This window comes from Enterovibrio litoreus, assembly GCF_045679545.1.
Lineage (GTDB): Bacteria > Pseudomonadota > Gammaproteobacteria > Enterobacterales > Vibrionaceae > Enterovibrio.
In genome coordinates this window covers 661,178-687,498 of the sequence record NZ_CP166195.1, presented here as the reverse complement: position 1 = coordinate 687,498, position 26,321 = coordinate 661,178, and the positions used below count along the sequence as shown (strand labels likewise).

The following is a 26,321-nucleotide window of genomic DNA, read 5'->3' as shown; positions in this document are numbered from 1 at the left end:
AATTTTGAAAGACTCCTCGTCATATCACACCTAGAATCGGTCGTTAATCTAACATATTAGTAACATCTACCACTGCCTCGTGGTTTCAAGGAGAGAGGAATCTGCTTATGTTGAAAGCGACCGATGTGTTGGTGCCAAGCTATCTTGAGCAACCATCGAAAGATTTGTGGCCGACCATTTCTTCCCACTACTGTGTGGACGAAAGTGCGCTGCTTGAATCATTAATTCCGCTGGCAACGCCATCGGCGCAGGAGCGTAGTGAAGCAGAATCACGAGCGGCTGAGCTTATTGAGCGTGTGCGAGCGGACAAAAAAGCGGTGCAGATGATTGATGCATTGCTACTCGAATACAGTTTGGACACACGAGAAGGCATCTTGCTGATGTGTCTGGCTGAAGCCTTGATGCGTGTTCCTGATAAGAAAACCGCAGATGCGCTAATTCGCGACAAGTTAGGCGTGGCAGATTGGAAAGCGCATCTTAAAGGTTCGGAATCGTTGTTTGTAAACGCTTCAACGTGGGGTCTGATGTTGACGGGAAAAGTCGTCAATTTGGATGAGCGTGAAGAAGGTGGCCCCACTAAAGTGATCAACCGCTTAGTGAACAAGATGTCTGAGCCTGTGATCCGTCAGGCGATGCATCAAGCAATGAAAGTGATGGGCCACCAGTTTGTGCTGGGCCGTAACATCAATGAAGCGTTGGATAATGGCAAACCGCTGCGCCAGAAGGGATTTACCTACTCTTTTGATATGCTAGGCGAAGCCGCGCTGACCTCGCAAGATGCGCAAAAGTACCTCAATGACTACATGCAAGCCATAGAAACCGTCTCGAAGCATCTGACTGTTGGTGACGCGCCTTCTCCATCCGTATCTATCAAGCTGTCTGCGCTCCATCCGCGCTACGAAGTGGCAAACGAAGATCGTGTGCTTAGCGAAATGTTCGACACGGTATTGGGTTTGCTCAAACGTGCGCGAGAGCTGAACGTTTCCATTACCATTGATGCAGAAGAAGCGGATCGCCTCGAATTGTCGCTAAAGCTGTTTGAGAAACTGTTTACCCATGCAGACATCAAAGGCTGGGGGCAGTTTGGTTTGGTTGTGCAAGCGTACTCAAAACGCGCACTGCCAGTGATCGTCTGGCTTGCCGCCTTGGCGCGTGAAAATAACACTACGATCCCAATGCGTTTGGTCAAGGGGGCGTATTGGGACAGTGAAATTAAGCTGTCACAGCAAAACGGCCTGCCTGGCTATCCGGTCTACACCCGCAAAGAAGGCACGGATGTTGCGTATCTTGCTTGCGCGCGCTTTCTTCTGTCTAAGCACGTCAGCGGCCTGATATTTCCTCAGTTTGCTAGCCACAACGCCCAAACCGTTTCTGCCATTCATGCCATGGCTTGCCATGATAACTATGAATTCCAACGCCTGCACGGCATGGGCGATGCACTTTATACTCATGCTCATGCGATGTTTGGCCAATCTGTGCGTATCTACGCACCTGTTGGTAGCCACAAAGATCTGCTGCCGTATTTGGTGCGTCGCTTGCTAGAAAACGGCGCTAACAGTTCGTTTGTTCACCGTTTGGTGGATGCGCGTTGTCCTGTGAGTGATTTGACTCTGCACCCTGTCGATATGCTGACGTCGCGCCCGACACTGCATAACCCTCGCATTCCCATGCCGAGTGAGATTTTCGGTGAATCACGTAAGAATTCGCAAGGTGTCGCCATTGACATCGAAAGCGAATGGCAAGTTTACGATGCCAGTGTTCAACGCTTCATGGCAACCCAATGGCAAGCTGGTCCGATTATTAATGGCGAACGCATGTTAGGTCGCGACCACAATGTCGTTGCGCCTTATGACCACCGCATCGACGTCGGTCAAATCCGCTGGGCAACAGCCGAGGATGTTGACACTGCACTTTCTGTTGCTGCTGAAAGTTCAGACGCATGGAAAAGCTTACCCGCGACAGAAAGAGGTAAGTACCTACTTCTGCTTGCGGATAAGCTGGAAGAGAACTTGGGTGAGTTGGTTGCCCTTTGTCACCGTGAAGCGGGCAAAACCATTCACGACAGTATCGATGAAGTGCGCGAAGCGGTCGATTTTCTCCGTTACTACGCTGTGCAAGCTGAACAAGTGATGGGTGATCTTCAAACCTTTACGCGTTTTGATGGTGAAACCGCCACGCTTCGTCGTGAAGGTCGCGGCGTTTTTACCTGTATCAGTCCTTGGAACTTCCCACTGGCTATTTTTATCGGTCAGATTTCAGCGGCATTGGTCACCGGTAACACTGTGGTGGCCAAGCCCGCCGAGCAAACGTCGTTAATTGCGTTCCGCACGATCGAGATGTTGCTTGATACGGGCATACCAAAAGGGGTTATCCAGTTGCTACCAGGTACTGGCGCCGTGGTCGGCAGTGCGCTCACAGGTGATGATCGCATTGCCGGTGTCGCGTTTACTGGCTCAACGCCTACCGCGCAACGCATTAACCAAACGTTGGCATCTCGCCACGCGCTTCCTGTGCCATTCATCGCTGAAACGGGCGGGCAGAATGCCATGATCGTGGATAGCACGGCGTTGCCAGAGCAGGTAGCACGCGATGTGATTCGCTCAGCGTTTGCTTCTGCTGGACAGCGCTGTTCCGCGCTGCGTGTGCTCTATGTTCAACAAGACGTTGCAGATCGTGTTATTGGCCTAATAAAAGGCGCCATGGCCGAAATGCGTGTGGGTTTGCCTTATCAGCATTCCACTGACGTTGGCCCCGTGATTGATGAATTAGCACAACAAAAACTGCAAAACCACGTGAACGCACTGTTCAAATCGAGCACCTTCATTGCGAAAGCACCGATGGGCAGCGAGACGCGAGTAGGTACTTATATTGCGCCAGTGGCTTTTGAAATCAACAGTATTTCTCAGCTGTCGCAAGAGCACTTTGGGCCAATTCTTCATGTGGTGCGTTATCACGCTGATCATCTTGATCGTGTGATTGATGACATCAACCAAGCAGGTTTTGGTTTGACTCTGGGCGTTCACAGCCGTAACGAAAATACCTATCGCCACATTGAAGCACGCGTAAAAGTCGGTAATTGCTACATCAACCGTGACCAAGTTGGTGCGGTGGTGGGTGTGCAGCCTTTTGGTGGGCAAGGCCTGTCAGGCACTGGCCCCAAAGCGGGTGGTCCGCACTATCTCTATCGCTTCACTAAAGAGGAGGTCGTGGCATGAGCAATATTCAAGGAATGAAGGATATGACGGAAGTAATGCGCTTGGCCGCTCAGAGCTTAGCGGTATGGGAAGAGTGGAATGGCATTGGCGTCAGTGCTCGGCGAACCATACTTGCATCTTGGTCTGATACTGTAGAGCAACGTGGCGACGCTTTTGTGTCTGCTGCAAAGATGATTCGTTTCCATCTGCAACAAGCCGAAACCTTGCTTGAGCCAGTGCATGATATGCCAGGCCCGACAGGGGAAACCAATGAATTGTATACCGCAGGTCGAGGCTTATTCCTGATCACGGGTGATGACGGCTTGTCGCTGACTGCTCTTTCTGGACAGTTGACTGCAGCCTTGGTCGCTGGAAATTGTGCGCTGGTGGCGGTGCCTGCTGCATTGCGTCACGACACCGACGCTCTGCTGGCTGACTTGGTCAAAACAAGCGTATCTGACCGACTTGTGCCCACGATCGATCTCAACCACGTTGACAGCGCTTTAGCGGACGCGCCTCTTTGTGGGGTAGCCGCCGTGGCCAGTGATGCCCTTTTGATTGAAATGAACCGAACCTTGGCAGCCCGAGACGGTGTTTTGGTCCAATTTGTCGCTGAGAACAATGCCGACCTGCTGCCTATCGTGGCATCGCCAACTTATTTGCTTCGCTTTATTACAGAGCGAACGCGAACCATAAACATCACTGCTGTAGGGGGCAATGCCACCTTATTAGAACTAGGTAGTGGTGAACATTAAAACCAACCGGATTGGGCGCCTCTTTTTGGGCGCCTGTGTATTGAGGGAAATAGAATGATTGAAAACAGCGTTGCAATCAGCGCCACGTTTATCGTGTACCTGATTCTTATGCTTGGTATTGGTATTTATGCCTACAAACGTACATCCAGCTCGGAAGACTATTTCCTAGGTGGTCGTTCGCTGGGGCCGTGGCCAGCCGCACTTTCTGCCGGTGCATCGGACATGAGTGGCTGGTTGCTACTTGGTTTGCCTGGTTATGCTTATGCCGCTGGCATGGAATCTTTGTGGCTCGCAGCAGGCTTGTTAGCGGGTACTTACTTAAATTGGCTGATATGCGCTAAGCGGCTTCGTACATACAGTATCGAAGTAGACAATGCGCTGACGATTCCAGAGTTTCTTTCACGTCGTTTTGAAGACAAATCCAAACTGCTGCAAACCATTTCTGCGTTCTTCATTTTGCTGTTCTTCCTTTTCTATACCAGTTCTGGTTTGGTTGCTGGTGGCAAGCTGTTTGAAACGGTATTTGGCCTCGATTACAGCACCGCAGTGATCCTTGGTACTGTTTGTGTTGTGTCGTACACCTTGTTTGGTGGGTTCTTAGCCGTGTCTTGGACAGATTTGGTTCAGGGCTTGTTGATGGCTGCTGCTTTGATGATCGTGCCAATTGCGACCATGGATGGTGCGTTTACTGCGCTGCCTGGCGCATTAGAAGCGAAGAACCCAGAATTGCTAACGCTTTGGAATGATATCAATGGTGAGCCTTTGTCTGCGATTGCAATCATCTCTTTGGTTGCGTGGGGGCTGGGTTACTTCGGACAACCACATATTCTGGCGCGTTTTCAGGCGACGCGTACCAACAAAGATATTACGACAGCGCGTCGTATTGCGGTGATCTGGAGTGGGGTCTCTATGGCTGGTGCGGTTCTGATCGGTCTGGTGGGAATCTTGTATGTCGACCAACACCTTGGTGGTGAATTGGCTGACGGCGAAACCATTTTCATGTACCTGGTGAATGCGGCATTCCACCCTGTTATCGCCGGTATTCTTTTAGCGGCTATTTTGGCAGCGGTAATGAGCACCGCGGACTCGCAACTGCTGGTTTCTTCCTCGGCATTGGCTGAAGATTTTTATAAGCAAGTTTTCCGTCCTCAAGCATCCACCAAAGAAGTGGTGATGGTGGGTCGTTTCGCCGTGATTGGTCTTTCTGTTGTGGCATTGGCGCTGGCGATGAATCCGGAAAGCTCAGTGCTTGGCTTAGTGTCTTATGCATGGGCAGGTTTTGGTGCAGCCTTTGGTCCAGCGTTATTGTTGAGCTTGTTCTGGAAAGACATGAACCGTAACGGTGCGCTTGCTGGGGTTATCATCGGTGGTGCGACGGTGGTTGTTTGGAAACAAATCTCGGGCGGTATTTTTGATATCTATGAAATTGTGCCTGGGTTCATTCTTGCTTCTGTAGCAATTATATCAGTGAGCAAGATGACAGGCGGCGCACAGGACACGGTCATGCAAACATTCGATGATTATGAGCAGAGCCTAAAAACGTTGCCATAAACTAACAACATACGGAATGCTTTATGCGGCATTCGAACTAAGTGGACACTAAGTGGAACACAGTTACTTAGAGCATGGTTGCACACAGGGTTACACAGTAAAGGGACGCGGAAGCGTCCCTTTTTTTATTTTCTATCAATATGTTAGTAGGGGCACTATCTTGGATTAAGCCTTGCTTGTTGCGCATTTGTTGCATTGAAAATGGAACAAATGGCTCAAAATTGAAATCAATGAGCTACAGTTACTGATGGGGATATGCGTCTTATAACTTTAATTGCGTGTCGAATGACTTCACCAAAACGTTAGAAAGAAGCCGAGGGCGTCAATATGGCGAGCAAATTAATCATTACACAGCTTGAAGGCAATGCGCTGATCTTTGCCGCTGATGGAAGTGTAAGGGCGGCAGAGCAATATGCAGAGCTGAAGCCCGATGAAGTGCTTGTGACTGAAAACGGTGGTGCCGTGTTAAAAGAAAACGGCGACCGTGAGATACAACTTGGCCCAAACAGCGGCTTTCTTTTCGAACCACCACCAGAGTCTGATAATGACGTAAATGCGTTGAAGCGTGGGGTCGAAGAAGGCGATGACCCATCAGAAGGCGCTGATCCTGCGGCGGGAGAACAAAGCAGTTCGTCCGTATTTTTTGGCGCTGGCAATGTGATTGTACAAGCTTCAGGCAGTGACCGCCCTAGTTTGAGTGAGCTATTGCAAGAAGCCAAAGGAGAAGACGCCCAAAGTGTCGAGCTTCTTACTGCCAATAACCTCTCGTCGTTTCAGTTGGGCTCTTTGTCAGCATTACAACGATTCTTTCTCGATCGTCTGAATCAAAGCGAAACAAACGAAGAGTCTATCGTCTCCGTCACGACGCCTGATGTGACGATTTCTGTTCCCCCTACATCTTCAATTCCATCGTCAGACACGACATCGCCCAATGATTCTTCACCCTCTTCAGATCCCTCAGACCCGTCAAATTCTGATACGGACAACAATGCACCCGCAGTGACGCTGGCGATGAGTGATGTCACGGAAGAATCTGTGTCAGAAGGCCAAGCTGTGGCGATGATTACCGCAACGGATCCAAACAATGACGATGTCACGGTTAACTTGCTCAACAACGAAGCAGGCTATTTTCGCATTGAAGATGGTCAGGTTGTTCTGACGCAGGCTGGTGTAGAAGCCATTAATGATGATGGCCTTGGGCTTGATTCGCTGGAAATTGTTGTTGAAGCCAGTGATGGCGAATTGATTGAACAAACAAGCGGCACATTGAACGTGAATAAAGTGAACGACAACGTGCCCACACTGACTGTGGATGCAGTCAATGTAACTGAAGAAGCGGTCACTGAAGGCATGGTATTGGCAACCTACAGCGCCAGTGATGCTGATGGGAACACCCTCACGTTTACCCTCACTGACAATGACGACGGGTACCTATCATTGCAAGATGGCACTGTTATTTTGACCGCAGAAGGTGTTGCTGCCATCAATAACGATGCTTTATCCGTTGAGGGCATCGCCGTCAATATTACGGTGAGTGACGGCGATTTCCAGACCAGTGCTTCTGATCTTGTGGTGGTCACGCGTGTAAATGACAACGCGCCCGACATTGCACTGATTGCGAGTGATGTAACGGAAGATAGTGTATCAGTCGGGCAAACCATCGCGACGTTTACGGCATCAGATGCTGACGTTGATGAACTGAACTTCACACTGTTAAACAATGACAGTGGCTACTTTGCGATTTCTGGTAACACGGTTGTATTGACTGAAACGGGCGTTAATGCGATTCAAGATGATGAGTTGGATATACGCAGTTTGTCGATTTCTATCACCGCCTCTGATGGCGAAAACCAGACAACCGCGACAGATACGATTTTGGTTGGTCGCGCCAATGACAACTTGCCTAATGTATCAATATCGGTGAGTTCACTGGTGGAAGAAGAGGTGTCGGAATCGACGTTAGTCGCCACGGTGACAGCGAGCGATGCAGATAATGATCCAATAACCCTTACATTGGCAAATAATGAAAGTGACTACTTCGTTCTATCCGGCAACGAAGTGTACCTCACTGCGACAGGCGTTGCTGCCATCAATCAAGATGGCGTAGACCCTCTCACGGAGATGTCGTTATCAGTACAAGCGTCTGATGGCACTTATTCCGTGGTAGTGACAGAATCAGTGAGCATTGATCGCGTCAACGACAACGATCCAACCATCACGTTGAATATCTCCGACGCCATGGAAGAATCTGTCACTGAAGGCCAAGTGCTGGCAACCATTGTTGCATCAGATCTAGATTCATATTCGCTGGAATACAGCCTGACGACTGCCAATGCTAATTGGCTGGAAATCGTTGGGAATGAAGTGCGATTGACTGCTGATGGCGTCGCCGCCATCAATGATGATGAGGCTGAGTTAAGTCGCATCAGTTTCAGTGTGACGGCGGATGACGGCGAACGTCAAACCAGCGTGGACGCCGATGTTACAGTGAATCGTGTCAACGACAATGACCCTGTGATTAGCCTCACGGTGAACGACCTGACCGAAGAATCTGTGTCAGAAAACGATGTGGTGGCGACCTTGACCGTCTCTGATGCCGATGAAGACGAGTTATCGATTGCGCTCATCAACAACGACAACAACTACTTTGTATTGAGTGGTACTCAGGTACTGCTGACTGCCTCGGGTGTGGCAGCTATCAATAGCGACAGTGCAGATCCTGTGCTCACATCCATGTCTTTCTCTGTGACAGCAAACGATGGCACAACGACCACAGAAGCCTCTGCCACTGTGTCAGTGACACGTATTGAAGATATTGTGGCGGCAGATGACCAAGATGAGGTTGCAGCACAAGGTACTGTTACTGGCAATGTGCTCTCAGGGCTAAATGGCGATGGCAGCGATACTGTGCACGATGGTGTTACCGTGACGCAGGTAAGTTATCTGGGTGATGACTACGTGCTGACGGAAGGCAGCGTGACAATTGCGACTGAGTCTGGTTCTTTCACCATGACGGAAGACGGCAACTACACCTATATCTCATCCATTCAAACTCAATTCTATGCGAGCGAGCTTACCGCGGCATTTGATAGCTCAAATGGCGTGACCTTCTATGGCTCCGGCTTAGACCAAAACATCTTCCTTAGTGGCAATGCCGCTGCAGGGCTAGATTTGGACACCCTGTTCAACCAAGAAATTCATGATGACAATCCTGCACCAACCAACACCAGCGACGATGTGATTGATGGCGGCAATGGTGATGACGTTCTCTACGGATATGGCGGGAACGATACCATTGAAGGCGGCAATGGTGTCGACGAGCTGCATGGCGGAGAAGGTAACGACACACTCTCCGGTGGCAATGGCAAAGATGTGCTTTATGGTGATGCGGGGAACGATACTCTGGACGGCGGCAGAGGTGGAGACCGTCTTGTCGGTGGCGAAGGTGACGACACGTTAACATTGGGCAATGGCCCTGATGTGGTGGTGTTTGAATCCGGCACTGACACTGTGAATGGTTTCAAAACCAGTAACGACAGCATCATCATCAAGAATGCCACCTCAATCGACACGTTCGATGAACTCGTGATGGTGCAAGTCGATGGTGATACCCATATCACGCTGGACACTGGCAAACTGATTTTAAAAGACATTGAGATAAGCGAGTTAGCCGCAGATAACTTTACTTTTGAAGGTGCCGTTACTGGCGGTGATTACGCAGCATTGGTGTATGGGTTTAGTGATGACATTGATCAGAGCATCTTAGTTCTGAGTGGGCTCAATACCAATGACACCTTCGATTATTATCTGTATGGCGCGAATGGTGAGCAAGTGGGTCAGGGATCGTCGACCTACACCGGCAGCGATGTGACTATCGAGTCGCCAGAAAATACCTCTTTTCGCTACTTGGTGATAGACAATGCCAATGTGCGAGTGGAAGCGCTTTACGGATCGTTAGAAACCCTGTCTCTTGCGGACGAAGCTTTCACTTACACGGTTGTTGATAGCGATTCAAACCTAGATCAAGCCACGCTGACGATAAGCTTTGATGATGCCACCAGTTTGGTTGCGAGTGTACAAACAGCAGGGCTCAGTGGTGAAGTCAGTGGTGCGCATATTGCCGAAGGTAACTTGCTCGACAATGATCAGCTTACAGGCGAATGGTCTCTGTCTTCGGTTAGCTTTGACGGGGCGGTATACAACGCAACAGAAGGCATCATGCTGATTGAAACACCCTATGGCTTGTTGACCATTTATGGTGAAGAGGGAGGAGGTGCTCACCAAAAAGGCGATTTCATCTATCAATTGATGACAGATGTCACCGAAAACGACGTGTTGGAATCGTTTAGTTATGAATTGGTGAATGATAGCAGCGGTCTGCATTTTGAAAGTACGCTGGATATTCGGATGATAGACGATACCGATCAGGATTTAAGTGATCTCGTGAATACGACTGAGCTGATGGGTGACGAAAACGCCAATTTGTTAGCGGGTCATCAGGGTGATGACCAATTGTATGGCGGCGCTGGCAATGATGTGATTGATGCTGGATTGGGTGATGATTTGATTGTAGGCGGTAAAGGGAGCGATACCCTTACCGGAGATGTCGGCGCGGATGTCTTTGCGTTTCTTCAAGGTGACGCAGACATATATTCCATCGACATTATTACCGATTTTGATGTTACCGAGGACACCTTGGATTTGTCCGATCTACTCGATGGCGCAAATACAGAGAACATTAATGATTACCTAGTGTCTCTGATCGAGGACAACGGAAAGGCCACATTGACGGTAGCAAGTGATGGCGACACCGCAGACCAAGTGATTGTGTTTGAGAACAAGTCACTGACAGATCTCAGCCACGACGTGCTGGGTATCTCGAATGGATCTGGTGCTGAAATCCTAGGGCGAATGGTCGAAGATGGGATGCTGATAGCACATCAATAGCTCCTGATGCGCCATCTACGCCCAAGTATTAGACAGCGGAAGGCATGATATCAAAGATTTGAGCTCCTTGATTGAACCCACGCATGTTACTAAAGGGTGATCGATTTGCATCTTCTTGCCATCGTTCAGATACACGGTGCGCATGCCTGCGTTTACCCCAGCTTGCACACCAAGAATCGTGTCATCCACAAACAAACACTGGTCTGTCGGTGATGCCATGTTCATCGCTGCGTAGTGAAGCAAATCCGGCGCAGGTTTCCAGCTGTTAGCATCAAACGCACTGAATAGTCGACCTGTAAAATGTGGCAGCAATCCCGTCATACTCAGTGACATCTCCATTTTCTCTACAGGCCCATTCGACGCGACGCACATATCAACGCCAGCCTCTTCAAGCATGTTAAGTAAATCAGGCACGCCTTTAATGGGGGTGAGATGAGTCTTGAATAAGGATTCGCACTTATGCCGGTAAAGGGGTTCCAGCTCATCTAAAGAGATTAACAACCCATATCTTTCACAGGTCTGCAGCAACACATCCGCCAGTTTTCCACCCTGAAAGTTGTCCAAACATTCTTGTAAATCAAGCACGACATCATAGTGGGCGAACACGTCGACCATGGCCATTTGGCTGAGAACTTCACTGTCTACCAGCGTACCATCACAGTCGAAAATAACGCAGGACAAAGGGGTGTCGTAGTCAAAAAGATTCATTTGATTTTAATTAACCTGCTTACTTGGCTGAACAACCGGGCATACTGTAAGCCTTGACCTGACTAAGAAATTCGACAAGTGCTATTTAGTAAATTGCCAACTAGGTCTTGTCATTGGTGGTTAATCGGGGGAAAAATCAACGCCAGATCGGGTTTTATTATCAGTGAGTCAATGTGTTAGAAGTGGGACTGAGGAAAGCGATCCTCGGCTCAGGAAGCCGAGGATTTGAGAAGATAAAACGTGTGTCAATGAACGTTAGTGGTCTAGGTATAAGTAGTTCTGCCAGCTCTTCATGCGGATAAGAATTTTACGCATAATCGAAACATGGTGGAAGCTGTCAGAGTAAACCGCAATTTCGACATTTGTGCCGCTTGGTAAGTTGTACTCGCTCATATCATCGTTGACTTGAAGCACAACCAAAGCGCGCCCCTGCTTATTGAACAAGGCATCTCCCAGTAGTGCTCCCTGAGCCTGAATTTGCCCTTCACCAATGGCGGGGATGACTTCCACCACTTCACCACTAAACGTTTTGCCGGGTAAAGCGCGGAAAATAAATTCAGCCTCAAAGCCTTTCTTCAATCGAAGCAAACTGTTTTGTCTAAACGCGCCCACAAAACGATCGTTTTCCTCGTTCACAAATGTCATCACCGGACGTAAAGGCATAGGTACTGCCATCATGCCTGGGCGAAGTGTAAGTTGTGTCACTAAGCCATCTGTTGGTGCGCGGACTATGGTGCTGTCTAGGTCAAACTGGGCTTGCTCCAAATTCGCCTGCGCCTGAGCAACTTGGGTGTTAACACCATTGATGACTGATTCGAGGGCAATCAGTTGACGACTTTCTTCCGCTTCCGCAGCCGCTAAAGAGGCCTGCGCCGCGAGATAGAATTGACGTTTGTTGTCAACGTCTGATGCGGTAAATGCGCCTTTCTTGGCACCTTTCTCGTAGCGTTGAAATTCCAACTTAGTACGGTCACGTTCAGCTTTGGCTTTGAATGTGTTCGCTTTTGCAGTTTGGTATGACGCTTCCAAGGCAAGCGCTGATTGTTTTGCCGCAATCACTGCAGCTTGTGCTTCAATCATCCGCGCTTCAAAACGTGTTGGGTCAATTTTGAATAGCACGTCTCCTTGTTTTAAAGGCTGGTTGGGTTGTACCGGCACTTCCACCACTTGTCCGCGTACATTGGGAATGATAGGGGTGGTGACATACACATTGCCACCTAGCGATGTGTGCGGGTGGTTATAGTTCATTAGCAAAATCAATGAACCAATGAGCACTACGCCACCTAATACAGCGGTAGGCACTGTCCACTTGTTTAAAGGGATACGAAATATTTTGAAAATAGCGATGCACAGCGCGGTATAAGTGAGAATCAGCAGTAAATCCATTAGCTTTCACCTTTCTGTTGCGCTTGGTTGTCGTTTGAAGATGTCGTTGAGGCAGGTTGCTGTTGTTCCAGCTCTTTCACTCTTTGTTTGAGGGCGTTTAACTCCTCCTGTATCGACTCTTGATTGTGCTCAAGCGTACTCATGCCCCAACCTCTGTCGTGTTGCCACAGCGTTGCCCAGATCCACAAAAAAGGCCAAAGGACATGCAGCGTGAACAAGCTGACCCATCCAGCGTGGTGAATTGCATCTTGGTGAGGGTGATTTCGCTTTTTCGCGATTTCATAGGGAATGTCATGAATCACTATCACGCCATAGAAGATCACCAGCGCGACAAAAATCAGCAGCGCCAGCGCGATGTAATCAAGGTTCATTTTTCATCCTTAAAATTTTGATATTGATATAAACCTACCTGTTTGCCTACATTTGAACACATAAATAGATATGGGCACGGATAAGGCATTGTCAGTGTATAAGAATTTTCATTCCGTCTCATGGTTTGTATGCCCAATAATTTTGAACCAACAAACAGCGATGACAGTCATTCCCCATTTTTGTTTGAGGCGTGGGCTTGTGGGCGGAATCGAGTACACTGATATTTCAATGTTAGGTGTTGTACCTAAGCATCTTGAGGTTGCTTTGGTGTATGTTTTCAATAAAAGGAGAAGGGATGTATTCGCACACATGGAAAGACGGCAAAGACATTGCGTTACCGGCCGGAAAAGTGGTTTGTATTGGCCGGAATTACGTTGAACATGCCCAAGAGCTGAACAACCCAATTCCTGATGAGCCCGTGTTGTTTATTAAACCCTCCACAGCGCTGGTGGGCTCGTCTTCTTCTCTGGTGCTAAAAGAAACCCTATCCCCTATACATTACGAAGCAGAGCTGTCCGTGCTGATTGGTCAGCCGTTAACCCATGCAACGGAAGCGGAGGTGCGAGAAGCGATTGTGGGGTTAGGTGTTGCACTTGACCTGACGCGACGAGAAGCGCAAAGCGCGCTAAAAGAAAAAGGGTTGCCGTGGGAGCTAGCGAAAGCGTTCGATGGCAGTTGCGTACAATCCCCGTTTGTGGCGAATGAAAAACTGGATTTAGCGTCGATCAAGTATGGCTTGGATATTAATGGCGAAGCGCGTCAGCGAGGCGATACCCAACTAATGATAACACCCGTGATCGCGTTGATTTGTCATCTTACTCAATACTTCACCCTATTACCGGGGGACATTGTGCTGACAGGAACGCCAAAAGGTGTCGGCCAACTGCATGCGGGCGACGAACTGGTGTTATCGTTGTCGGGTGACATTCTCGCGAATTTTTGCTGTGTGGCTGCGCCCTAATTTGCTCGTGCGCTAAACCGATTGAGCCCTGAATAAATAGGGAAACAGGGCTTTTTTCTCTGAGTCGGAAAGCCCGCAAACGCGGTCGATGTTGATTTGTGGAATGTCTTCCGCGTTTCCACCGTAATACTTAAACGCCTTCTCGATACTCGCTTCGCGGATCAGATGAAATACAGGGAATGGCGAACGATTGGTTAAGTTGCTGTCGTCTTCAGGTTCCACATCGGCAAAGCAATAGTCCGGATGAAAACTGGCGATTTGATAAGTGCCTCGCCAGCCAAACTGATCAATCAACATGTCGGCCACATCCAAGAACTGGTTGTAGTCATCGAAGTCTTGAAAAAGATGGGGAGTGACAACCAGTGTGGTTTCCAGCTCAGCGGCATCACTTTTGTCTAGCAACGTCAGTTCCGCGAGCAAGCAATCCATCACTGCTTGATCGTCGGTGCCTGAACACACTTCGATTTTGATTTGCTTGTTACGCTGTGGTTTAGCGGCGAAAGGGCAGAGATTTAGGCCAATGACGACCTGTTCTAACCATTCTGTGGTTTGTTGTTCGATGTCTTGAACAGACCATTGTGTCGTCATGAAAAATCCCCTTTGACTGTGAGGGGCTATAGTAGCGAGGGTCTGGCGAAATGCCTATGCACAAGGGCGATTTACACGGTAAATCACCCTTGCTTGCTGATTAATTCGCCGCAACAGGCGCTTTCCATGCCTTGGTGCCCCAAAGCGGCACCGTTGATAGGCTGTGCTTGTGGCTGCCTTGTGTTTCTTTGGTGGAATAAGAAAGGTACATCAGAGTTTGATTTTCAGTATCAAAAATACGGCGAATTTTCATTGATTTGAACAAAATGCTTTTCGAGGCAGTGAAGATCACTTCACCGGATTTGGTTTTGTCGACATTTTCAATCATCTCTTCCGTAATTTCGCCCGTTTGACGACAAGAAATGCCCATGTCTGAAGGGTCAGAAAAATCTAAGTCAGCTTTTACGTGACTGATATGACACGTCACGCCCGGTACTTCCGGATCATTGAAAATCTGAATCTTGATGTCTTTGGTGGTGAAAAGACCCAAGCTTACATCTCCTACTTCATTATCCGAGCAGCCCGTCATGGTCAGTGCGAGCAAACAGGCGGCAACAAGAGGGCGCGAATATGTTGAAAGTGACACTACAGAGGAAAAATTGGGTCGCATTGCGGGGTAACCTGCTAATCGTTGTTGTGAAAATATGCTGACTCACTCTAACAGTGGCAAGCCTTGTTTGTCTAACAACGACTTGTCATGCCATTCATTGGTCACATAACGCGCTGAGCTGCGCGAGTTCGTTCACTGTTAGACGTGTTCAGTTGAACTGAGCATCACCGGGCTTGCGATCTAGGTTTTCAGGGTTGAATGATTTTAGCTCGTTGTAAGCGTCACAATAGCTGGCGGTGAGGTTGTATTTCTCTCGCGCCGCTTCGATTTTTCTCTCTGCGATACGACGATTGTCAGCGCCATTGCGATTAGAGCTAAAAATACGCTGCTGGGTAAACAACGCCTGAGTGAATTTTTGTTTACAGATCGACTCGTTTTTCTCGGTAACCACTTCCCCCACAGATTCTTTCTCTGCGGCGAAAACAGTGGGTGTGGACAAAATTCCAATAATCAAAGCTTTTACAAGGAGATAGCGCATCTGTGTTGCCTCATAATGTGATGACATGATTAAAGATAGTTCACACACGCCTGCCTCTCCACTGAGACGGATGATTGATTATTGATGCAGAACAAGATTGTCTGCGTTGAACGGTTGTTTAGCGGCTTTGTCGATATTTGCTGTCAGGTTGTTGAAAATGTGCACTGATATCGGCGTAGGTTAACATTCCTGCGAAAAGAGAGATGAAGCAAACTGATGTTTGGCGGTATCTTCTTCTTTTTCAAGGAACGACAGCGGCGTAGAAGATGCAAAAACAGGTGAACAGTTCATATTTACAACTCTTTATGCGTGAGTCCGGTACTGCAGCGATGCTGGATATTGAGCAACTGCCTGATGTGTCAGACGTTGACGCGATTGCGCTTTTTGATTGGATGTCTAGCAAACGTTCTTTTTCTACCTCGGAGGTTCGCGGTCAGCGTTGGATAAAAACGTGTAGTGCCGGTTACATCACTGAGCTGTTTTTGCATGCTGATGGGTCACTAGAAGAATATACGCTTTTCAATCGTCGCCCGACAAAAGGCCACTGGAAGTTGGAGCAAGGCGTCCTTGATATTGAAATCACCAAAGGCAGCAATAAGTATCGTAGCCGTGTGATTGCCAATAAATCAGTGAATATCCACTCTGCTATCGAATATAAGAACAATGCGTTGCACTCTTACCTCAAGCTTGTGCAGATCATGCCTGTGGCGCAAAGCGCCTAATTCCTATTATTTGAGACAAAGCCAAACCTGAATGCTATTTGAAGGCCAGCACATGCTGGTCTTTTTGCGTTTTATCGCTGAGAAAAGCCCATCATTGAAAGGATTGATGTCTCGCCACGTTCTGTTCTCAACTATACCTTTAGAAAAAGGACGAAAACGTGCGAATAGGAATACCCACGTGGGTGGTTGTAGCCACAGGTTTGGTGTTGAACATTGTTGCAGCGTTGATGACCAATTTCGTGATCGATGATTTAGGTGAACAGTCAGCGTCAGTCATCGAAGCACAAACCAACAATAACCAGCTTATCCAACTGAGCTGGCAGCAACTCGATGCGCTCGAGCGTCGTCGAGAAACCATCATGGTCATTTTGGCGGTTAAACCGAGCATGGAGTCACTACCCACAATATTTGGTGAGAGACTGTTGGATTCGTTCACCGATATGACCAACACCGCCCTGACACAGCATAATATGCCACTTATTATGGATAAGATTGACCAGCAGCAGGATCTCCTGCGAAATAAAATCGACACGCTATATCTTGATAATCTCCATTTGGCAGATTCCCATCGAGAATTGAGCAGTAATATCTCCTTCTTTCGAAACCTTGCCTTGTTCCTTCAGGTTCTTGGGCTGGCGCTTATCATGGCAAGAGACCTTTCAAGGAAGCGCGACCAATAGGCTAAATACTCGCCAAAATTCACAAGTGTCACTCCAGAAATAAATTCCGATATATTGGAAATTAATAGCATTAAAGTCTGAATATTTTTTAAAAAATAGCACCTAAAATTGTAAGTGTTTTGGTCTAATAGCCGAATAACGTGTTTACGTTTTAAGACTTTTTTGCAGCGTTTTGTTGCTTTTGTTTGATGTGATATTTGGGGTGAGAAATGAAAGGCGCTAACCGCGTTCGTTCTGTCGTGGCTGACATGTTCGCCATGGTTATTTTCTGCTTTGTCACCGGCATGATGATTGAAATCTTCGTGTCGGGTATGTCTTTTGAACAATCGCTGGCATCGAGGCTGCTATCGATCCCGGTCAATATTTTGATCGCGTGGCCTTATGGCGTGTTTCGCGACAGCGTACTGACATTTGCAAAGCGCCACTCCGCATCGCGTCTGAGCAAGCGCGCAGCAGATTTCTTTGCTTACGTGACGTTCCAGTCTCCCGTGTACGCAGGCATATTGTTCAGTGTGGGTGCAGAGCCAAGCCAAATTGTCACGGCAGTGGCGAGTAATGCGTTGCTTTCCGGCATGTTGGGTGTGGTATATGGCGTGTTTTTAGAGCGCTGCCGCAAGTTCTTCCGTGTCGGAACATCCTTACCGAATCAGCTAAGTGCGTAATGCGAGATCGCATTAAATGAACATCGAAAAGGGGTGCCAATGTGGCACCCCTTTTGGATCATGGTATCTCTGCAACTTTCACATCATGTTATTGAATGGGCTCGCTCTCTATTTATCCGACCACACCGCAAATTCATTGCCGCTGGGTTCGGTAAAATGAAAGCGTCGCCCGCCTGGAAATTCAAAGATAGGTTTCACGATTTTGCCGCCAGTTTGGCGTACGTTGATTTCTGTTTGTTCTAGTGAGTCACTGAATAATACGATCAGGGCTGAGCCATTGGCTGTGTCAGCGTGCTGATCGGCACGAAAGAATCCACCATCTAACCCTTGGTCAGAAAATGCGGTGTAATCCGGCCCGAAGTCTGTGAACGTCCAACCAAATGCTTCAGAGAAAAAAGACTTGGTGGCGAGAAGGTCACAAGCGGGAAATTCGACGTAGTTGATCTTGCCGTGTTGATTCATTGGCGTGCTCCAATTGAGGGGGGGGGGGCTTGGGCGGGTAAAACATACGATATCGATTTTATAAATAACGTCCGTTTTGGCTTAAAAACCGCGCAGCCTTTGAGAATGGATTGAGGTGATGATAATTCAAGCCGCCTCAATCCATTGAGATCAAGGCCACTTTCTAAGCGATGCTAACGTAAGTGTCGGTAAACAAAATGCCGTGTGGTGACACGGCTTTCAACGTGCCGGAACGCCTGCGTATGTTGCAGCCCAAAACAGGGATATTGATCAGGCTCAGAGTCATGTTATGCAGGGGGTGAAAATAGGTTTGTAAAGGTAAAGGCATACTCGCTTTCGCCATGTTCGCGAAGATACGCCAAGCGTTCGATGGCTTCTTGTGTCGTCGGGATGTGTCCGTCTTCAATCCACCACATCACGTAGGTGTGTGTTTTGGGCTTTTCAAACCATTCTGCGCGGCGTTTCATGATGCCCAAATGATGAGTTTTGAACATAAACGTCTTTAATGATTCTACCGATTCCCAAACCGATAAATTGACCAGTAAATTAGGGTCATCAAATACCTGAAGCTCGGTCGCGTTACCTGAATCATCTTTTAGCCGCCATATAAAACCCGGTGAGGCTTCCGCAGTGGCGTTGACGGGGTCTAGGTTATCGACAAAATCACGCATGATTGGGTCGTCCATTGACGCTTTTGCTTTTGCGATATTCAATTCAGCCAGTTGCACAATAAGACTCCAAGATACGGAAGGGGATGATTAACAGTGCCATGTTGGAGCGTGCGAAGCCATTCCTCAAGTGGGCAACACGCTGGTGTGTCTCACCACTGTTGCAAAAAAATTTTCATTGTCACATTGAATAGGCTGACCGCGCCTCAATGATGAAGCCTAGATCATGTTTACGGATATCCGCTTTTTACAGTGTAAAACCCTGATTTCCGGAATTGTTATTAAGAAGACAACCCGCTGGCACCAACCTTACGAAAATGTATAGTTCAGGAAAACTTCCTGACAACGTCAGCGCGTAAAGTGGCTCCATCGACAGAGACATTCCGGTTGAACCAAAACTAATAACGAGGACTTCACCATGAAAAAGAACATCAATTTTAAGCCTGCTGCTATTTCTGTACTTCTTGGTATGAGCGCCATGATGGCAATGGGTACAGCGAACGCAGGTGATGCACCAACATCGCTAAATCAAGATGCGGTATCTCTTCTTCAAGCCGTAGAAATCGCAAAGAATGAAACAGGCGGTATTCCGCTTGAAGCAGAGCGCGACATGAAAAAAGGTCAAGCGGTGTATGAAATCGAATTGTCGGCCGCTGACGGGCAAGAAATTCACACCGTGGTAGATGCCCAAACTGGCGACGTAATTTTAACCAAAAAGCGCCGTGATCATGACGATGACCATGATGACCAAGTTGAAGACGCCATGTGGTTGTCAGGTGTAAACAGTGGCAAATTTCTTTCTATGGAGCAAGCCGTGATGCAAGCCGAAACGGAGTTTAACGGCAAGGCGTGGAGCGTGGATGCGGATGATCATTTCGGCAAATTGACGTACGACGTTGAACTGTTAGATGCCAACGGCAAGCGTGTTGAAACACGCATTGATGCTGTCGCTGTGGCGGCCAAATAAGTCGTCGCACTTTCAGTGAGCGAAAACATACCTAAGCAAAGTGAACGTGATGGCTGCGCCGATACCGCCGCAGTCAATAAAGATAAGGGGCGTCGTCGTTTGACGCCCTCAAGGAGTGAATAATGGTTAAATCTATCCGTCAATCTATCTCGAAGCTATCTATGTCCAAGCTATCTATGTCCAAGCTGTGGCTGCGCGCCAAAGCACTGGCAAAACAAGTTCGAGAGAATGGTTTCGCAGCGGTTGCTGGGGTTTTGAGCTTTTCCCTGCTTTTCATGCTAGGACTGGTTACACTAGGAATCACACTGTTAGCTGGTGTTACTGCGGTGATTATTGCCGCTTGGAAACAGCGTCAGTTTAAAAACGACGTCGCCAATCCAATCAATAACACGACTAACGAAGCACCTATCGCTGCGGCTTAAGCTGCCGCTTTCAAGAGAGAGTTCTCATGCGAGTATTACTGGTTGAAGACGATGTAAGTCTCAGCAGTTTTGTGGAAAAAGGGTTACGTGAAGCAGGTCATCAGGTCGAAGTGACCGACAACGGAAAATATGCGCTGACCCTTTGCATGGCAGAACAATACGATGTGGCGATTGTCGACAGAATGCTTCCCGGACTGGATGGCTTGTCACTCGTAAAAGCACTTCGTGCCGCACAAATTGGCACTCCGATTTTATTTCTAACCTCCCTTGGTGGCGTTGACGACCGAGTGGAAGGGTTAGAAGCTGGGGGCGATGACTACTTGACTAAGCCCTTTGCTTTTTCTGAATTGCTGGCTCGCGTCACGGCATTGTCGCGTCGCTCAGTACTCAAATCCAACGAAACCAACCCTGAACTGAGTTTTGGCGATGTGGTGATAAACTTGTTTGAACATACCGCGATTCGCCAAGGTGTTGCACTTGATTTGCAACCGAAAGAGTTTCGTATTCTAGAACTCTTCCTGCGCCATCCTGGACGAGTTATCACACGTACCATGCTGCTAGAACACGTGTGGGATATCCACTTCGACCCGCAAACAAGCGTGGTAGAAACGCATATTAGCCGACTGAGAAACAAGCTTGAAAAGCCGTTCGGCGACTCACTGATCCAAACCGTACGCGGCGTGGGTTACAAGCTAGAAAATAAAGACGGCGGAGAAGTGAAATGATCGCAAAGCTCACTGCTTCTGCGCGTCAGTATTTATCAATCCGTCGCTTGCTTGATGCGCTTCCAAAGTGGATGAAAACCTCTGCCACTCAGCAAGGGTTAATGTTTGGTGCCGTGTCACTGCTCAGCCTATTTTTGATGGCGGCGGTGACGTTTGTCTATGTCGAACATGAACTTAGCGATCAAAATAGCGAGATCGTAAAAGAATCCCGCGCGTTAATCGAAGGCCACGGAAAGCAGAAGGTTGATGACGACCCGATTGAAGATGACGAAATCCTCGCGGTATTAACATCAGGATTCATCCTAGCTGGTGTTTTGGTCTCTTTGCTGACCACGGTGCTAGTGGTGGCGATGGGGCGGCATAGTCAAAAACGCATGACACGCATTGAGCGTGTGTTGAATGCGGCAGCGGATGGTGATTTGTCTGTCCGAACCGGAGAGCAACATACGCACAATGATTTGGCGCGTATTTCAGTGTCGGTTGACGAAATGCTGTCACGCCTTGAAGGTTCTGTCGCCGCCATGAGTGATATTTCATCCAACATTGCGCACGAGTTGAAAACGCCAATCACTCGTTTACGCCATAATCTATTGACGCTGAGAGAAGAAGCGGAAACGCTGAAGGTGACGGAACAAGATCCCTTTATGCAGGAATTAGATCATGCATTGGCGGACTCGCAGCGATTAGCCTCCATTTTTGATGCCTTGCTGCGTATTTCACAAATTGAATCCGGCGCGAGACGCAGTCGATTCTCGCAGATTGATTTGGTACACATCATCGATACGGTGGCCGAAATCTATGGCGATGTTGCGGAAGATGCGGGCATGTCGCTGGTGGTTGAAAAGCCCAATATGCCTTTGCTGCTGCAAGGCGACAGAGAGCTGTTGATCCAACAAGTGGCGAATCTGATCGAAAATGCCCTGCGGTATTGCCCTGAAGGAAGCCAGATCTCGCTAAGCTGTGGTTACGAGAGAGAAAACAATCAAGTCTGGCTCAAAGTCGAAGACAACGGTCCCGGCATTCCTGATGCTGAAAAAGAGCGCGTGTTCGAGCGCTTGTATCGCGTCGACAAGAGCCGAACAGACGGCGGGCTAGGGTTAGGGCTTTCTCTTGCTAAAGCCGTAGCAGGGTTGCACCACGGTGTGATCATCTTGACCGACCGCAAGCCGGGGTTGGGTGTGATGGTTTCCATACCACGCTAAGCCACGCCGCCAACCAATACGCCCCCGATACAGAAAAATCTGCAGGGGGCGCTGTTTCAATCAGGCAAGTGTGGCTAGATCTTCCCTTCCTTAAAGTCCTTTTGGAAATAGAGCACTTTTTGCAGATATCGTCTGGCTTCATCTTTAGGATGCTTCGTCGTGAGCGCATCGTAAACCTGACTTGGCGAGCGCTGATTCAATACCACCATCGCCTTTTTCCTGTCAGTGTGGAATGTCGCCAGTACACCGCCAGTTCCGCCGTTATATGCCGATATCATACTGAAATGCCGTGAAGAGGGGTTGGTTACGTCGCGTAAATATCGCGTTTTTAGAATGTATAAATACGCTGCGCCAGTATCGATATTGTTAGCAGGGTCAAACAGGTATTCTTTGGTTGGCATTCCTGGCTTTTTCTTCACCAGATTAAACACATCCGCCCCGGCTGTTTTTGGGATCACCTGCATCAAACCATACGCACCCGCATGGCTCACTGCATAGGGGTTGAAGCTGCTTTCGGTTTTGATCACCGCATAAATCAACGCTTCGGGAATGTCATAGCGCTTAGAAGCATCACGCACCAAGTGGGCGTATTGATATTCGCGTTGGGCAAGGTGATCTTTCACCATGTCGATTTGCACGTAGTAGGCGTTACCTTTCTTGATGGTTTTGGATTGCAGTTTGTTATCAATCATGTAGCTCGCAAAGCGATTCGCTCGCCATTCCCACTCGATTGATTTGCCTTCCTGATCGACCACTTGCCCCAAGAAAAATGGCTTACCTTTGAGTTGAATATCCTTGTCTGAGAACTGTTCAACATCTTTTGGATCGGCAGGCATAAGCACGGTTTGAACAATCGCCTTGTGCAGTTTTTCCATTGGATTCTGTTGCGACACGGTTGAAACATAGATTTTTCCCGCATCAAAGTCGATGTGCGCGCGAGTCTGGTAACCGTCGAGATACTTGACGTAGCGATGTTTGCTGGATTCGATGTATTCGTCTTCGCCCCATTGTTTCTTCGCTTCTTTGGCGAGCAGAGAAAACAGCGCCGCAATGGCTTTTTTGTTGCTATCGGAAATTGGCTCACCCGCAATAGGCGGCGTGTAATGGTCATTGCTTTCAGGTGGTATTGCACAGCCCGTCATGAGAGCCGTACAGAGAAATAGAATAGATTTTTTCATAGTGTTGTTGTGAGCTCTTTTCTAAAGGAAGAGTGTCTTTTAATTAGTTGGTTGGCGGATGAATGTGATGGAAAGCGGCCGCCTATTGAATAGAGGCGACGATGCTATGCCTAGGCTTAAGAAAAGAAAAGGAATTTATGGAAGATCATAGGGTGCTTACATCATAATATTGACGCAAAAACGAAAAAAGCGTTAACAAACCCTAGCTTGCTAACGCCTTGAATAAATTGAACATCATGTCACGGATGACGTACATCTTAACGTGTAATGGTTGCTCGTGGTTTGACGCTTAATCAATATCGCAATCAGTACAACTTTGAAGTACGATTTCATGTTCAAAGACGGCTGCTTCGTTGCCTTCTGCCAGCAGCTCTGCTATTTCATCCGCGACTTCTTGCTCATCTTCCGCTTTCACTTCATTTGCCAGTTCTTCTTCTGAGTAACCGTAGAAATTCAGCAATAAGTAATCACGCGCTTCCTCTTTTGTGCACGTCACGTTCACCGAAAGGTCGGGTTCAACCTTGCCTTGCGCGATAATCGCAGCCATCTGCGCGACGACATCATCTTTCATCGCAGTCGTTAACCACCCAAGATCCGTGCTGACTGTGGTTTTTTTACAGTTAAAACAAGGAAGTTGATGAAAGTAATATTGAAACTCAGTCATAGGTCATTTTTCTTTAAGTATTTTGTAGCCAGATTATGAGCATTTTCTAGCAAAATGCTATCTCAACAGACATCAAGACAGGATTGCCGAGGAAGATTTGCGGTATTTTTTATTGATTGAAGGAGCGTTTTGCGTGTTTGCACAAGGATATTGAATCGAGGAGGTCGAGTCGCCAACAGAGCATCGAACCCTAAATATTCTTTGAGAGGCACACAATTAGTTATCGCCTCACTATTTGCATAACAAGCTAGAAAATAGTAAACAACATTTACAGTTAAGCAACTTTGCTCATATGACTCTTATAAAAAAGGAACTAGTTTGGCAATACAGTACTCCCCGCAAGTAGGGCAAATCCTAATGTGCGATTTCAAAGGGATGAAAGAACCTGAAATGGTAAAGCGGCGCCCTGTTATTGTGACAAGATCTAGTCGTAAGGGACCAAAACTGGTTCAAATTGCGTGTTTAAGCACGGCCAAGCCTGAGCCAACTCTAAACCATCACATGCATATTGAAGATAAATTTTTACCTAGGGATGATTTTTTTCAGGGCAAAGAAACATGGTTAAAAGGAGATATGCTTTACACCGTTTCATTTGATCGACTCGATTACATTCGTTTGGGGCGAGACAACCAAAAACGCATTTACTTTAAACAGAGTCTCAGCCGAGAAAACATGAGGAAGGTACTTAGCTGCGTACTTCATGGCATGAATTTGGGACACCTTTGTGAACATCTGTAAATCGCGCTGAACTACCGAGAAGTATCGCAAATATGTAAACCTAGGTTGATTTATCCATAATGAAACCTTATGATCAATGTGTTCCCGCTCCTACAATTTTACTTGTAGAGATGCACTAAGACTGTATTCACGGAATACAGCCAGCCCATACAAAGGCGATAACAAGCTATTATGGTGCTGCCGATACATAAACCCTCGCCTAGGCGGGGGTTTCTGTTTTTTAGTATGCATAGACCCAACATTCAACCGCTCTCGCCTAAACGCCACAACAAGCTCAATCTTTTTGTTATCACTGCGCTCAAAAAGCCCCATTGGCTCATCTGGGGCAAATCAAGTAACAGATTCTGGCGAGTAGTGTATTAAGCTAATAACTGCCTGTGTGGTTTACATTCGAAACAAACCATTTCTATGCGTCTAATTTATCAACAATGAAGCTCGCAATCGGAAAGCATGACGTGGCGGCAGGCGATGGCGCATTGCATACCACCAAGGTGCGTGGGGTTTGATGGAATAAGAAATCGTCCACCATGTCGCCGTTTTGATAGACCGCCTGCGCTCGAATACCGGAAGGATACGCGAGTAAATCCTCTTGAGTCAGTGACGGGCAGTATTTCTGTACTTCCTTCAGATAACCCGGTTTCCATATCCCATTACGTAACTCCTTCATCGCCGAAGTAAAGTTGCGTCTGATAACGTGGTAAAAACCGACGTATTGCAGCATCTCTGCGGTGTCTTTAAAAGAAAATGAAAACCGCGAGTATCCTTCCCGGGCAAGGCTTAACACCGCATTGGGGCCGACGGTGACCGAGCCATCAATCATCTTGGTGAGATGGACGCCGAGAAAGGGCAGTGCAGGATCGGGAATGGGATAAATCAGGCTAGAAATAATCGCATTGTGTTTTGGCGGCAGTTGGAAATAGTCACCGCGAAATGGCACGATTTGAAAATCTGGCGTTTTGCCGAGCATTCGCACAATGCGGTCTGACATGACACCGCCGCAGGCAATCACTTTGTCTGCATGTATGATCTGGGTGCCGGCAACAACGGTCACGCCCTCATTGGTTTCTTGTATGTATTCAACACTGGCGTTAAATAAAACTTCGCCGCCACCTTCCTTGATCAGTGTTCCGAGTTTCTCGCAGATCTGGCGGTAACTGACTATGCCCGTTGAGGGCACGAATATCGCGCCAACGCCTTCAATGTTGGGTTCTTTCTGGTGGAGTTGCGCGGCGTCTAAAACCTCGAATTCCAATCCGTTTTCTTGGGCGCGAGTTTTTAATGCTTCCATGCGACCAAGTTCTACGTCATTCGTGGCCACCAGCAGTTTGCCGCACTCTTCAAAAGGAATGTCGTGCTCGCGGCAAAACGCTTTAATCGCTAGGTTCCCCTCGGTACAGAATTTGGCTTTCATGCTGCCCGGCGTGTAATAGACACCGGCGTGAATCACACCGCTGTTGCGACCGGTTTGATGACTGGCGACGTGATCTTCTTTATCCACCACCACGACGTGCGCATCGGGATAGCGAGTTTGCAGTTCATGCGCCACGCTAAGCCCGACAATGCCTGCACCAATTATCAGATAGTCACAATTCTTCATTTGCCAATCCTAGCTGTGCGTCCAATTCGTGTCGTTCAACGTTAGCATTGAAGGCGAAAAAGACCGAAATGAAAATGAAGGGAT

Annotated in this window: 24 protein-coding genes; 13 read left to right on the top strand and 11 right to left on the bottom strand. The window is 47.9% G+C overall.

Annotation, left to right across the window (positions count from 1 at the left end):
- Positions 1-107: 107 nt before the first annotated feature.
- The 4 genes from putA (at position 108) to AB8599_RS18500 (ending at position 10,447) form a co-directional block, all read left to right on the top strand.
- Positions 108-3,215: a bifunctional proline dehydrogenase/L-glutamate gamma-semialdehyde dehydrogenase PutA gene (gene putA / locus AB8599_RS18515; protein WP_407334372.1), complete on the top strand. Its 3,108-nt coding sequence runs from the start codon at positions 108-110 to the stop codon at positions 3,213-3,215.
- Positions 3,212-3,949: a delta 1-pyrroline-5-carboxylate dehydrogenase gene (locus AB8599_RS18510; protein ID WP_407334371.1), complete on the top strand. Its 738-nt coding sequence runs from the start codon at positions 3,212-3,214 to the stop codon at positions 3,947-3,949. The genes putA and AB8599_RS18510 overlap by 4 nt, the downstream gene beginning before the upstream one ends.
- Before the next feature lie 54 nt (positions 3,950-4,003).
- Entirely contained in the window at positions 4,004-5,500 is a 1,497-nt protein-coding gene (putP, locus tag AB8599_RS18505; protein WP_407334370.1) for a sodium/proline symporter PutP, read from the top strand.
- Between the two features lie 327 nt (positions 5,501-5,827).
- Positions 5,828-10,447 (top strand): hypothetical protein, encoded by a 4,620-nt coding sequence (locus tag AB8599_RS18500; protein WP_407334369.1) that lies wholly within the window; start codon positions 5,828-5,830, stop codon positions 10,445-10,447.
- Between the two features lie 15 nt (positions 10,448-10,462).
- On the opposite strand, the gene yieH is transcribed toward AB8599_RS18500, so the two are convergent.
- The 3 genes from yieH to AB8599_RS18485 all read right to left on the bottom strand — a co-directional run bounded on the left by yieH (position 10,463) and on the right by AB8599_RS18485 (position 12,912).
- On the bottom strand, positions 10,463-11,155 hold the full coding sequence (gene yieH / locus AB8599_RS18495; protein WP_407334368.1) for a 6-phosphogluconate phosphatase: 693 nt from the start codon (positions 11,153-11,155) through the stop codon (positions 10,463-10,465).
- A gap of 255 nt (positions 11,156-11,410) precedes the next feature.
- The gene (locus AB8599_RS18490) at positions 11,411-12,541 is read right to left on the bottom strand and encodes an HlyD family secretion protein (protein ID WP_407334367.1); all 1,131 of its coding nucleotides are present in this window, start codon (positions 12,539-12,541) and stop codon (positions 11,411-11,413) included.
- Positions 12,541-12,912 (bottom strand): DUF3302 domain-containing protein, encoded by a 372-nt coding sequence (locus tag AB8599_RS18485; protein ID WP_407334366.1) that lies wholly within the window; start codon positions 12,910-12,912, stop codon positions 12,541-12,543. Before AB8599_RS18485 ends, AB8599_RS18490 begins: the two co-directional genes overlap by 1 nt.
- Positions 12,913-13,208: 296 nt before the next feature.
- Here AB8599_RS18485 and AB8599_RS18480 point away from each other — a divergent pair, with 296 nt between their 5' ends.
- Positions 13,209-13,874: a fumarylacetoacetate hydrolase family protein gene (locus AB8599_RS18480; protein ID WP_407334365.1), complete on the top strand. Its 666-nt coding sequence runs from the start codon at positions 13,209-13,211 to the stop codon at positions 13,872-13,874.
- A gap of 12 nt (positions 13,875-13,886) precedes the next feature.
- On the opposite strand, the gene AB8599_RS18475 is transcribed toward AB8599_RS18480, so the two are convergent.
- From AB8599_RS18475 to AB8599_RS18465, 3 genes are all read right to left on the bottom strand, one after another.
- Positions 13,887-14,462 (bottom strand): DUF1415 domain-containing protein, encoded by a 576-nt coding sequence (locus AB8599_RS18475; RefSeq protein WP_407334364.1) that lies wholly within the window; start codon positions 14,460-14,462, stop codon positions 13,887-13,889.
- Between the two features lie 100 nt (positions 14,463-14,562).
- Entirely contained in the window at positions 14,563-15,072 is a 510-nt protein-coding gene (locus AB8599_RS18470; protein WP_407334363.1) for a CreA family protein, read from the bottom strand.
- Positions 15,073-15,220: 148 nt separating this feature from the next.
- Positions 15,221-15,550 carry a hypothetical protein gene (locus AB8599_RS18465; protein WP_407334362.1) on the bottom strand — a complete coding sequence of 110 codons (330 nt, stop codon included), beginning with the start codon at positions 15,548-15,550 and terminating at the stop codon, positions 15,221-15,223.
- A 266-nt stretch (positions 15,551-15,816) separates the two neighbouring features.
- Between AB8599_RS18465 and AB8599_RS18460 the strand changes: the two genes are divergently transcribed.
- From AB8599_RS18460 to AB8599_RS18450, 3 genes are all read left to right on the top strand, one after another.
- Positions 15,817-16,272, top strand: a complete 456-nt coding sequence (locus AB8599_RS18460; RefSeq protein WP_407334361.1) for a hypothetical protein — start codon at positions 15,817-15,819, stop codon at positions 16,270-16,272.
- Positions 16,273-16,430: 158 nt separating this feature from the next.
- Positions 16,431-16,952: a hypothetical protein gene (locus AB8599_RS18455; protein ID WP_407334360.1), complete on the top strand. Its 522-nt coding sequence runs from the start codon at positions 16,431-16,433 to the stop codon at positions 16,950-16,952.
- Positions 16,953-17,161: 209 nt separating this feature from the next.
- Positions 17,162-17,614, top strand: coding sequence for an L-alanine exporter AlaE (locus AB8599_RS18450; protein ID WP_407334359.1), 453 nt, complete (start codon positions 17,162-17,164; stop codon positions 17,612-17,614).
- Positions 17,615-17,722: 108 nt separating this feature from the next.
- Here AB8599_RS18450 and AB8599_RS18445 read toward each other — a convergent pair whose 3' ends face one another.
- Positions 17,723-18,076, bottom strand: a complete 354-nt coding sequence (locus AB8599_RS18445) for a VOC family protein (protein WP_407334358.1) — start codon at positions 18,074-18,076, stop codon at positions 17,723-17,725.
- Between the two features lie 287 nt (positions 18,077-18,363).
- A complete protein-coding gene (locus tag AB8599_RS18440; protein WP_407334357.1) occupies positions 18,364-18,804 on the bottom strand; it encodes a DUF3291 domain-containing protein in 441 nt (146 codons plus the stop codon).
- A 358-nt stretch (positions 18,805-19,162) separates the two neighbouring features.
- Here AB8599_RS18440 and AB8599_RS18435 point away from each other — a divergent pair, with 358 nt between their 5' ends.
- From AB8599_RS18435 to AB8599_RS18420, 4 genes are all read left to right on the top strand, one after another.
- Positions 19,163-19,711, top strand: a complete 549-nt coding sequence (locus AB8599_RS18435; RefSeq protein WP_407334356.1) for a PepSY domain-containing protein — start codon at positions 19,163-19,165, stop codon at positions 19,709-19,711.
- Positions 19,712-19,833: 122 nt separating this feature from the next.
- Complete coding sequence (locus AB8599_RS18430) at positions 19,834-20,133, top strand: hypothetical protein (RefSeq protein WP_407334355.1); 300 nt, start codon at positions 19,834-19,836, stop codon at positions 20,131-20,133.
- A gap of 26 nt (positions 20,134-20,159) precedes the next feature.
- On the top strand, positions 20,160-20,858 hold the full coding sequence (locus AB8599_RS18425; protein WP_407334354.1) for a response regulator transcription factor: 699 nt from the start codon (positions 20,160-20,162) through the stop codon (positions 20,856-20,858).
- Entirely contained in the window at positions 20,855-22,060 is a 1,206-nt protein-coding gene (locus tag AB8599_RS18420) for a sensor histidine kinase (RefSeq protein WP_407334353.1), read from the top strand. The genes AB8599_RS18425 and AB8599_RS18420 overlap by 4 nt, the downstream gene beginning before the upstream one ends.
- A gap of 74 nt (positions 22,061-22,134) precedes the next feature.
- Here the strand turns inward: AB8599_RS18420 and mltC are convergent, their stop codons facing one another.
- Together mltC and AB8599_RS18410 are read right to left on the bottom strand one after the other, a co-directional pair.
- Positions 22,135-23,238: a membrane-bound lytic murein transglycosylase MltC gene (mltC, locus tag AB8599_RS18415; RefSeq protein ID WP_407334352.1), complete on the bottom strand. Its 1,104-nt coding sequence runs from the start codon at positions 23,236-23,238 to the stop codon at positions 22,135-22,137.
- A gap of 289 nt (positions 23,239-23,527) precedes the next feature.
- Positions 23,528-23,902, bottom strand: a complete 375-nt coding sequence (locus AB8599_RS18410) for a hypothetical protein (protein WP_407334351.1) — start codon at positions 23,900-23,902, stop codon at positions 23,528-23,530.
- Between the two features lie 318 nt (positions 23,903-24,220).
- Here AB8599_RS18410 and AB8599_RS18405 point away from each other — a divergent pair, with 318 nt between their 5' ends.
- A complete protein-coding gene (locus AB8599_RS18405) occupies positions 24,221-24,640 on the top strand; it encodes a type II toxin-antitoxin system PemK/MazF family toxin (RefSeq protein ID WP_407334350.1) in 420 nt (139 codons plus the stop codon).
- 406 nt (positions 24,641-25,046) lie between these two features.
- On the opposite strand, the gene lhgO is transcribed toward AB8599_RS18405, so the two are convergent.
- Positions 25,047-26,237, bottom strand: a complete 1,191-nt coding sequence (gene lhgO, locus AB8599_RS18400) for an L-2-hydroxyglutarate oxidase (protein WP_407334349.1) — start codon at positions 26,235-26,237, stop codon at positions 25,047-25,049.
- Positions 26,238-26,321 lie beyond the last annotated feature (84 nt).

Coding starts and splice junctions, on each gene's coding strand:
- putA (WP_407334372.1), top strand. CDS start 108: ATGTTGAAAGCGACCGATGTGTTGGTGCCAAGCTATCTTGAGCAACCA.
- AB8599_RS18510 (WP_407334371.1), top strand. CDS start 3,212: ATGAGCAATATTCAAGGAATGAAGGATATGACGGAAGTAATGCGCTTG.
- putP (WP_407334370.1), top strand. CDS start 4,004: ATGATTGAAAACAGCGTTGCAATCAGCGCCACGTTTATCGTGTACCTG.
- AB8599_RS18500 (WP_407334369.1), top strand. CDS start 5,828: ATGGCGAGCAAATTAATCATTACACAGCTTGAAGGCAATGCGCTGATC.
- yieH (WP_407334368.1), bottom strand. CDS start 11,155: ATGAATCTTTTTGACTACGACACCCCTTTGTCCTGCGTTATTTTCGAC.
- AB8599_RS18490 (WP_407334367.1), bottom strand. CDS start 12,541: ATGGATTTACTGCTGATTCTCACTTATACCGCGCTGTGCATCGCTATT.
- AB8599_RS18485 (WP_407334366.1), bottom strand. CDS start 12,912: ATGAACCTTGATTACATCGCGCTGGCGCTGCTGATTTTTGTCGCGCTG.
- AB8599_RS18480 (WP_407334365.1), top strand. CDS start 13,209: ATGTATTCGCACACATGGAAAGACGGCAAAGACATTGCGTTACCGGCC.
- AB8599_RS18475 (WP_407334364.1), bottom strand. CDS start 14,462: ATGACGACACAATGGTCTGTTCAAGACATCGAACAACAAACCACAGAA.
- AB8599_RS18470 (WP_407334363.1), bottom strand. CDS start 15,072: ATGCGACCCAATTTTTCCTCTGTAGTGTCACTTTCAACATATTCGCGC.
- AB8599_RS18465 (WP_407334362.1), bottom strand. CDS start 15,550: ATGCGCTATCTCCTTGTAAAAGCTTTGATTATTGGAATTTTGTCCACA.
- AB8599_RS18460 (WP_407334361.1), top strand. CDS start 15,817: ATGCAAAAACAGGTGAACAGTTCATATTTACAACTCTTTATGCGTGAG.
- AB8599_RS18450 (WP_407334359.1), top strand. CDS start 17,162: ATGAAAGGCGCTAACCGCGTTCGTTCTGTCGTGGCTGACATGTTCGCC.
- AB8599_RS18445 (WP_407334358.1), bottom strand. CDS start 18,076: ATGAATCAACACGGCAAGATCAACTACGTCGAATTTCCCGCTTGTGAC.
- AB8599_RS18435 (WP_407334356.1), top strand. CDS start 19,163: ATGAAAAAGAACATCAATTTTAAGCCTGCTGCTATTTCTGTACTTCTT.
- AB8599_RS18430 (WP_407334355.1), top strand. CDS start 19,834: ATGGTTAAATCTATCCGTCAATCTATCTCGAAGCTATCTATGTCCAAG.
- AB8599_RS18425 (WP_407334354.1), top strand. CDS start 20,160: ATGCGAGTATTACTGGTTGAAGACGATGTAAGTCTCAGCAGTTTTGTG.
- AB8599_RS18420 (WP_407334353.1), top strand. CDS start 20,855: ATGATCGCAAAGCTCACTGCTTCTGCGCGTCAGTATTTATCAATCCGT.
- mltC (WP_407334352.1), bottom strand. CDS start 23,238: ATGAAAAAATCTATTCTATTTCTCTGTACGGCTCTCATGACGGGCTGT.
- AB8599_RS18410 (WP_407334351.1), bottom strand. CDS start 23,902: ATGACTGAGTTTCAATATTACTTTCATCAACTTCCTTGTTTTAACTGT.
- lhgO (WP_407334349.1), bottom strand. CDS start 26,237: ATGAAGAATTGTGACTATCTGATAATTGGTGCAGGCATTGTCGGGCTT.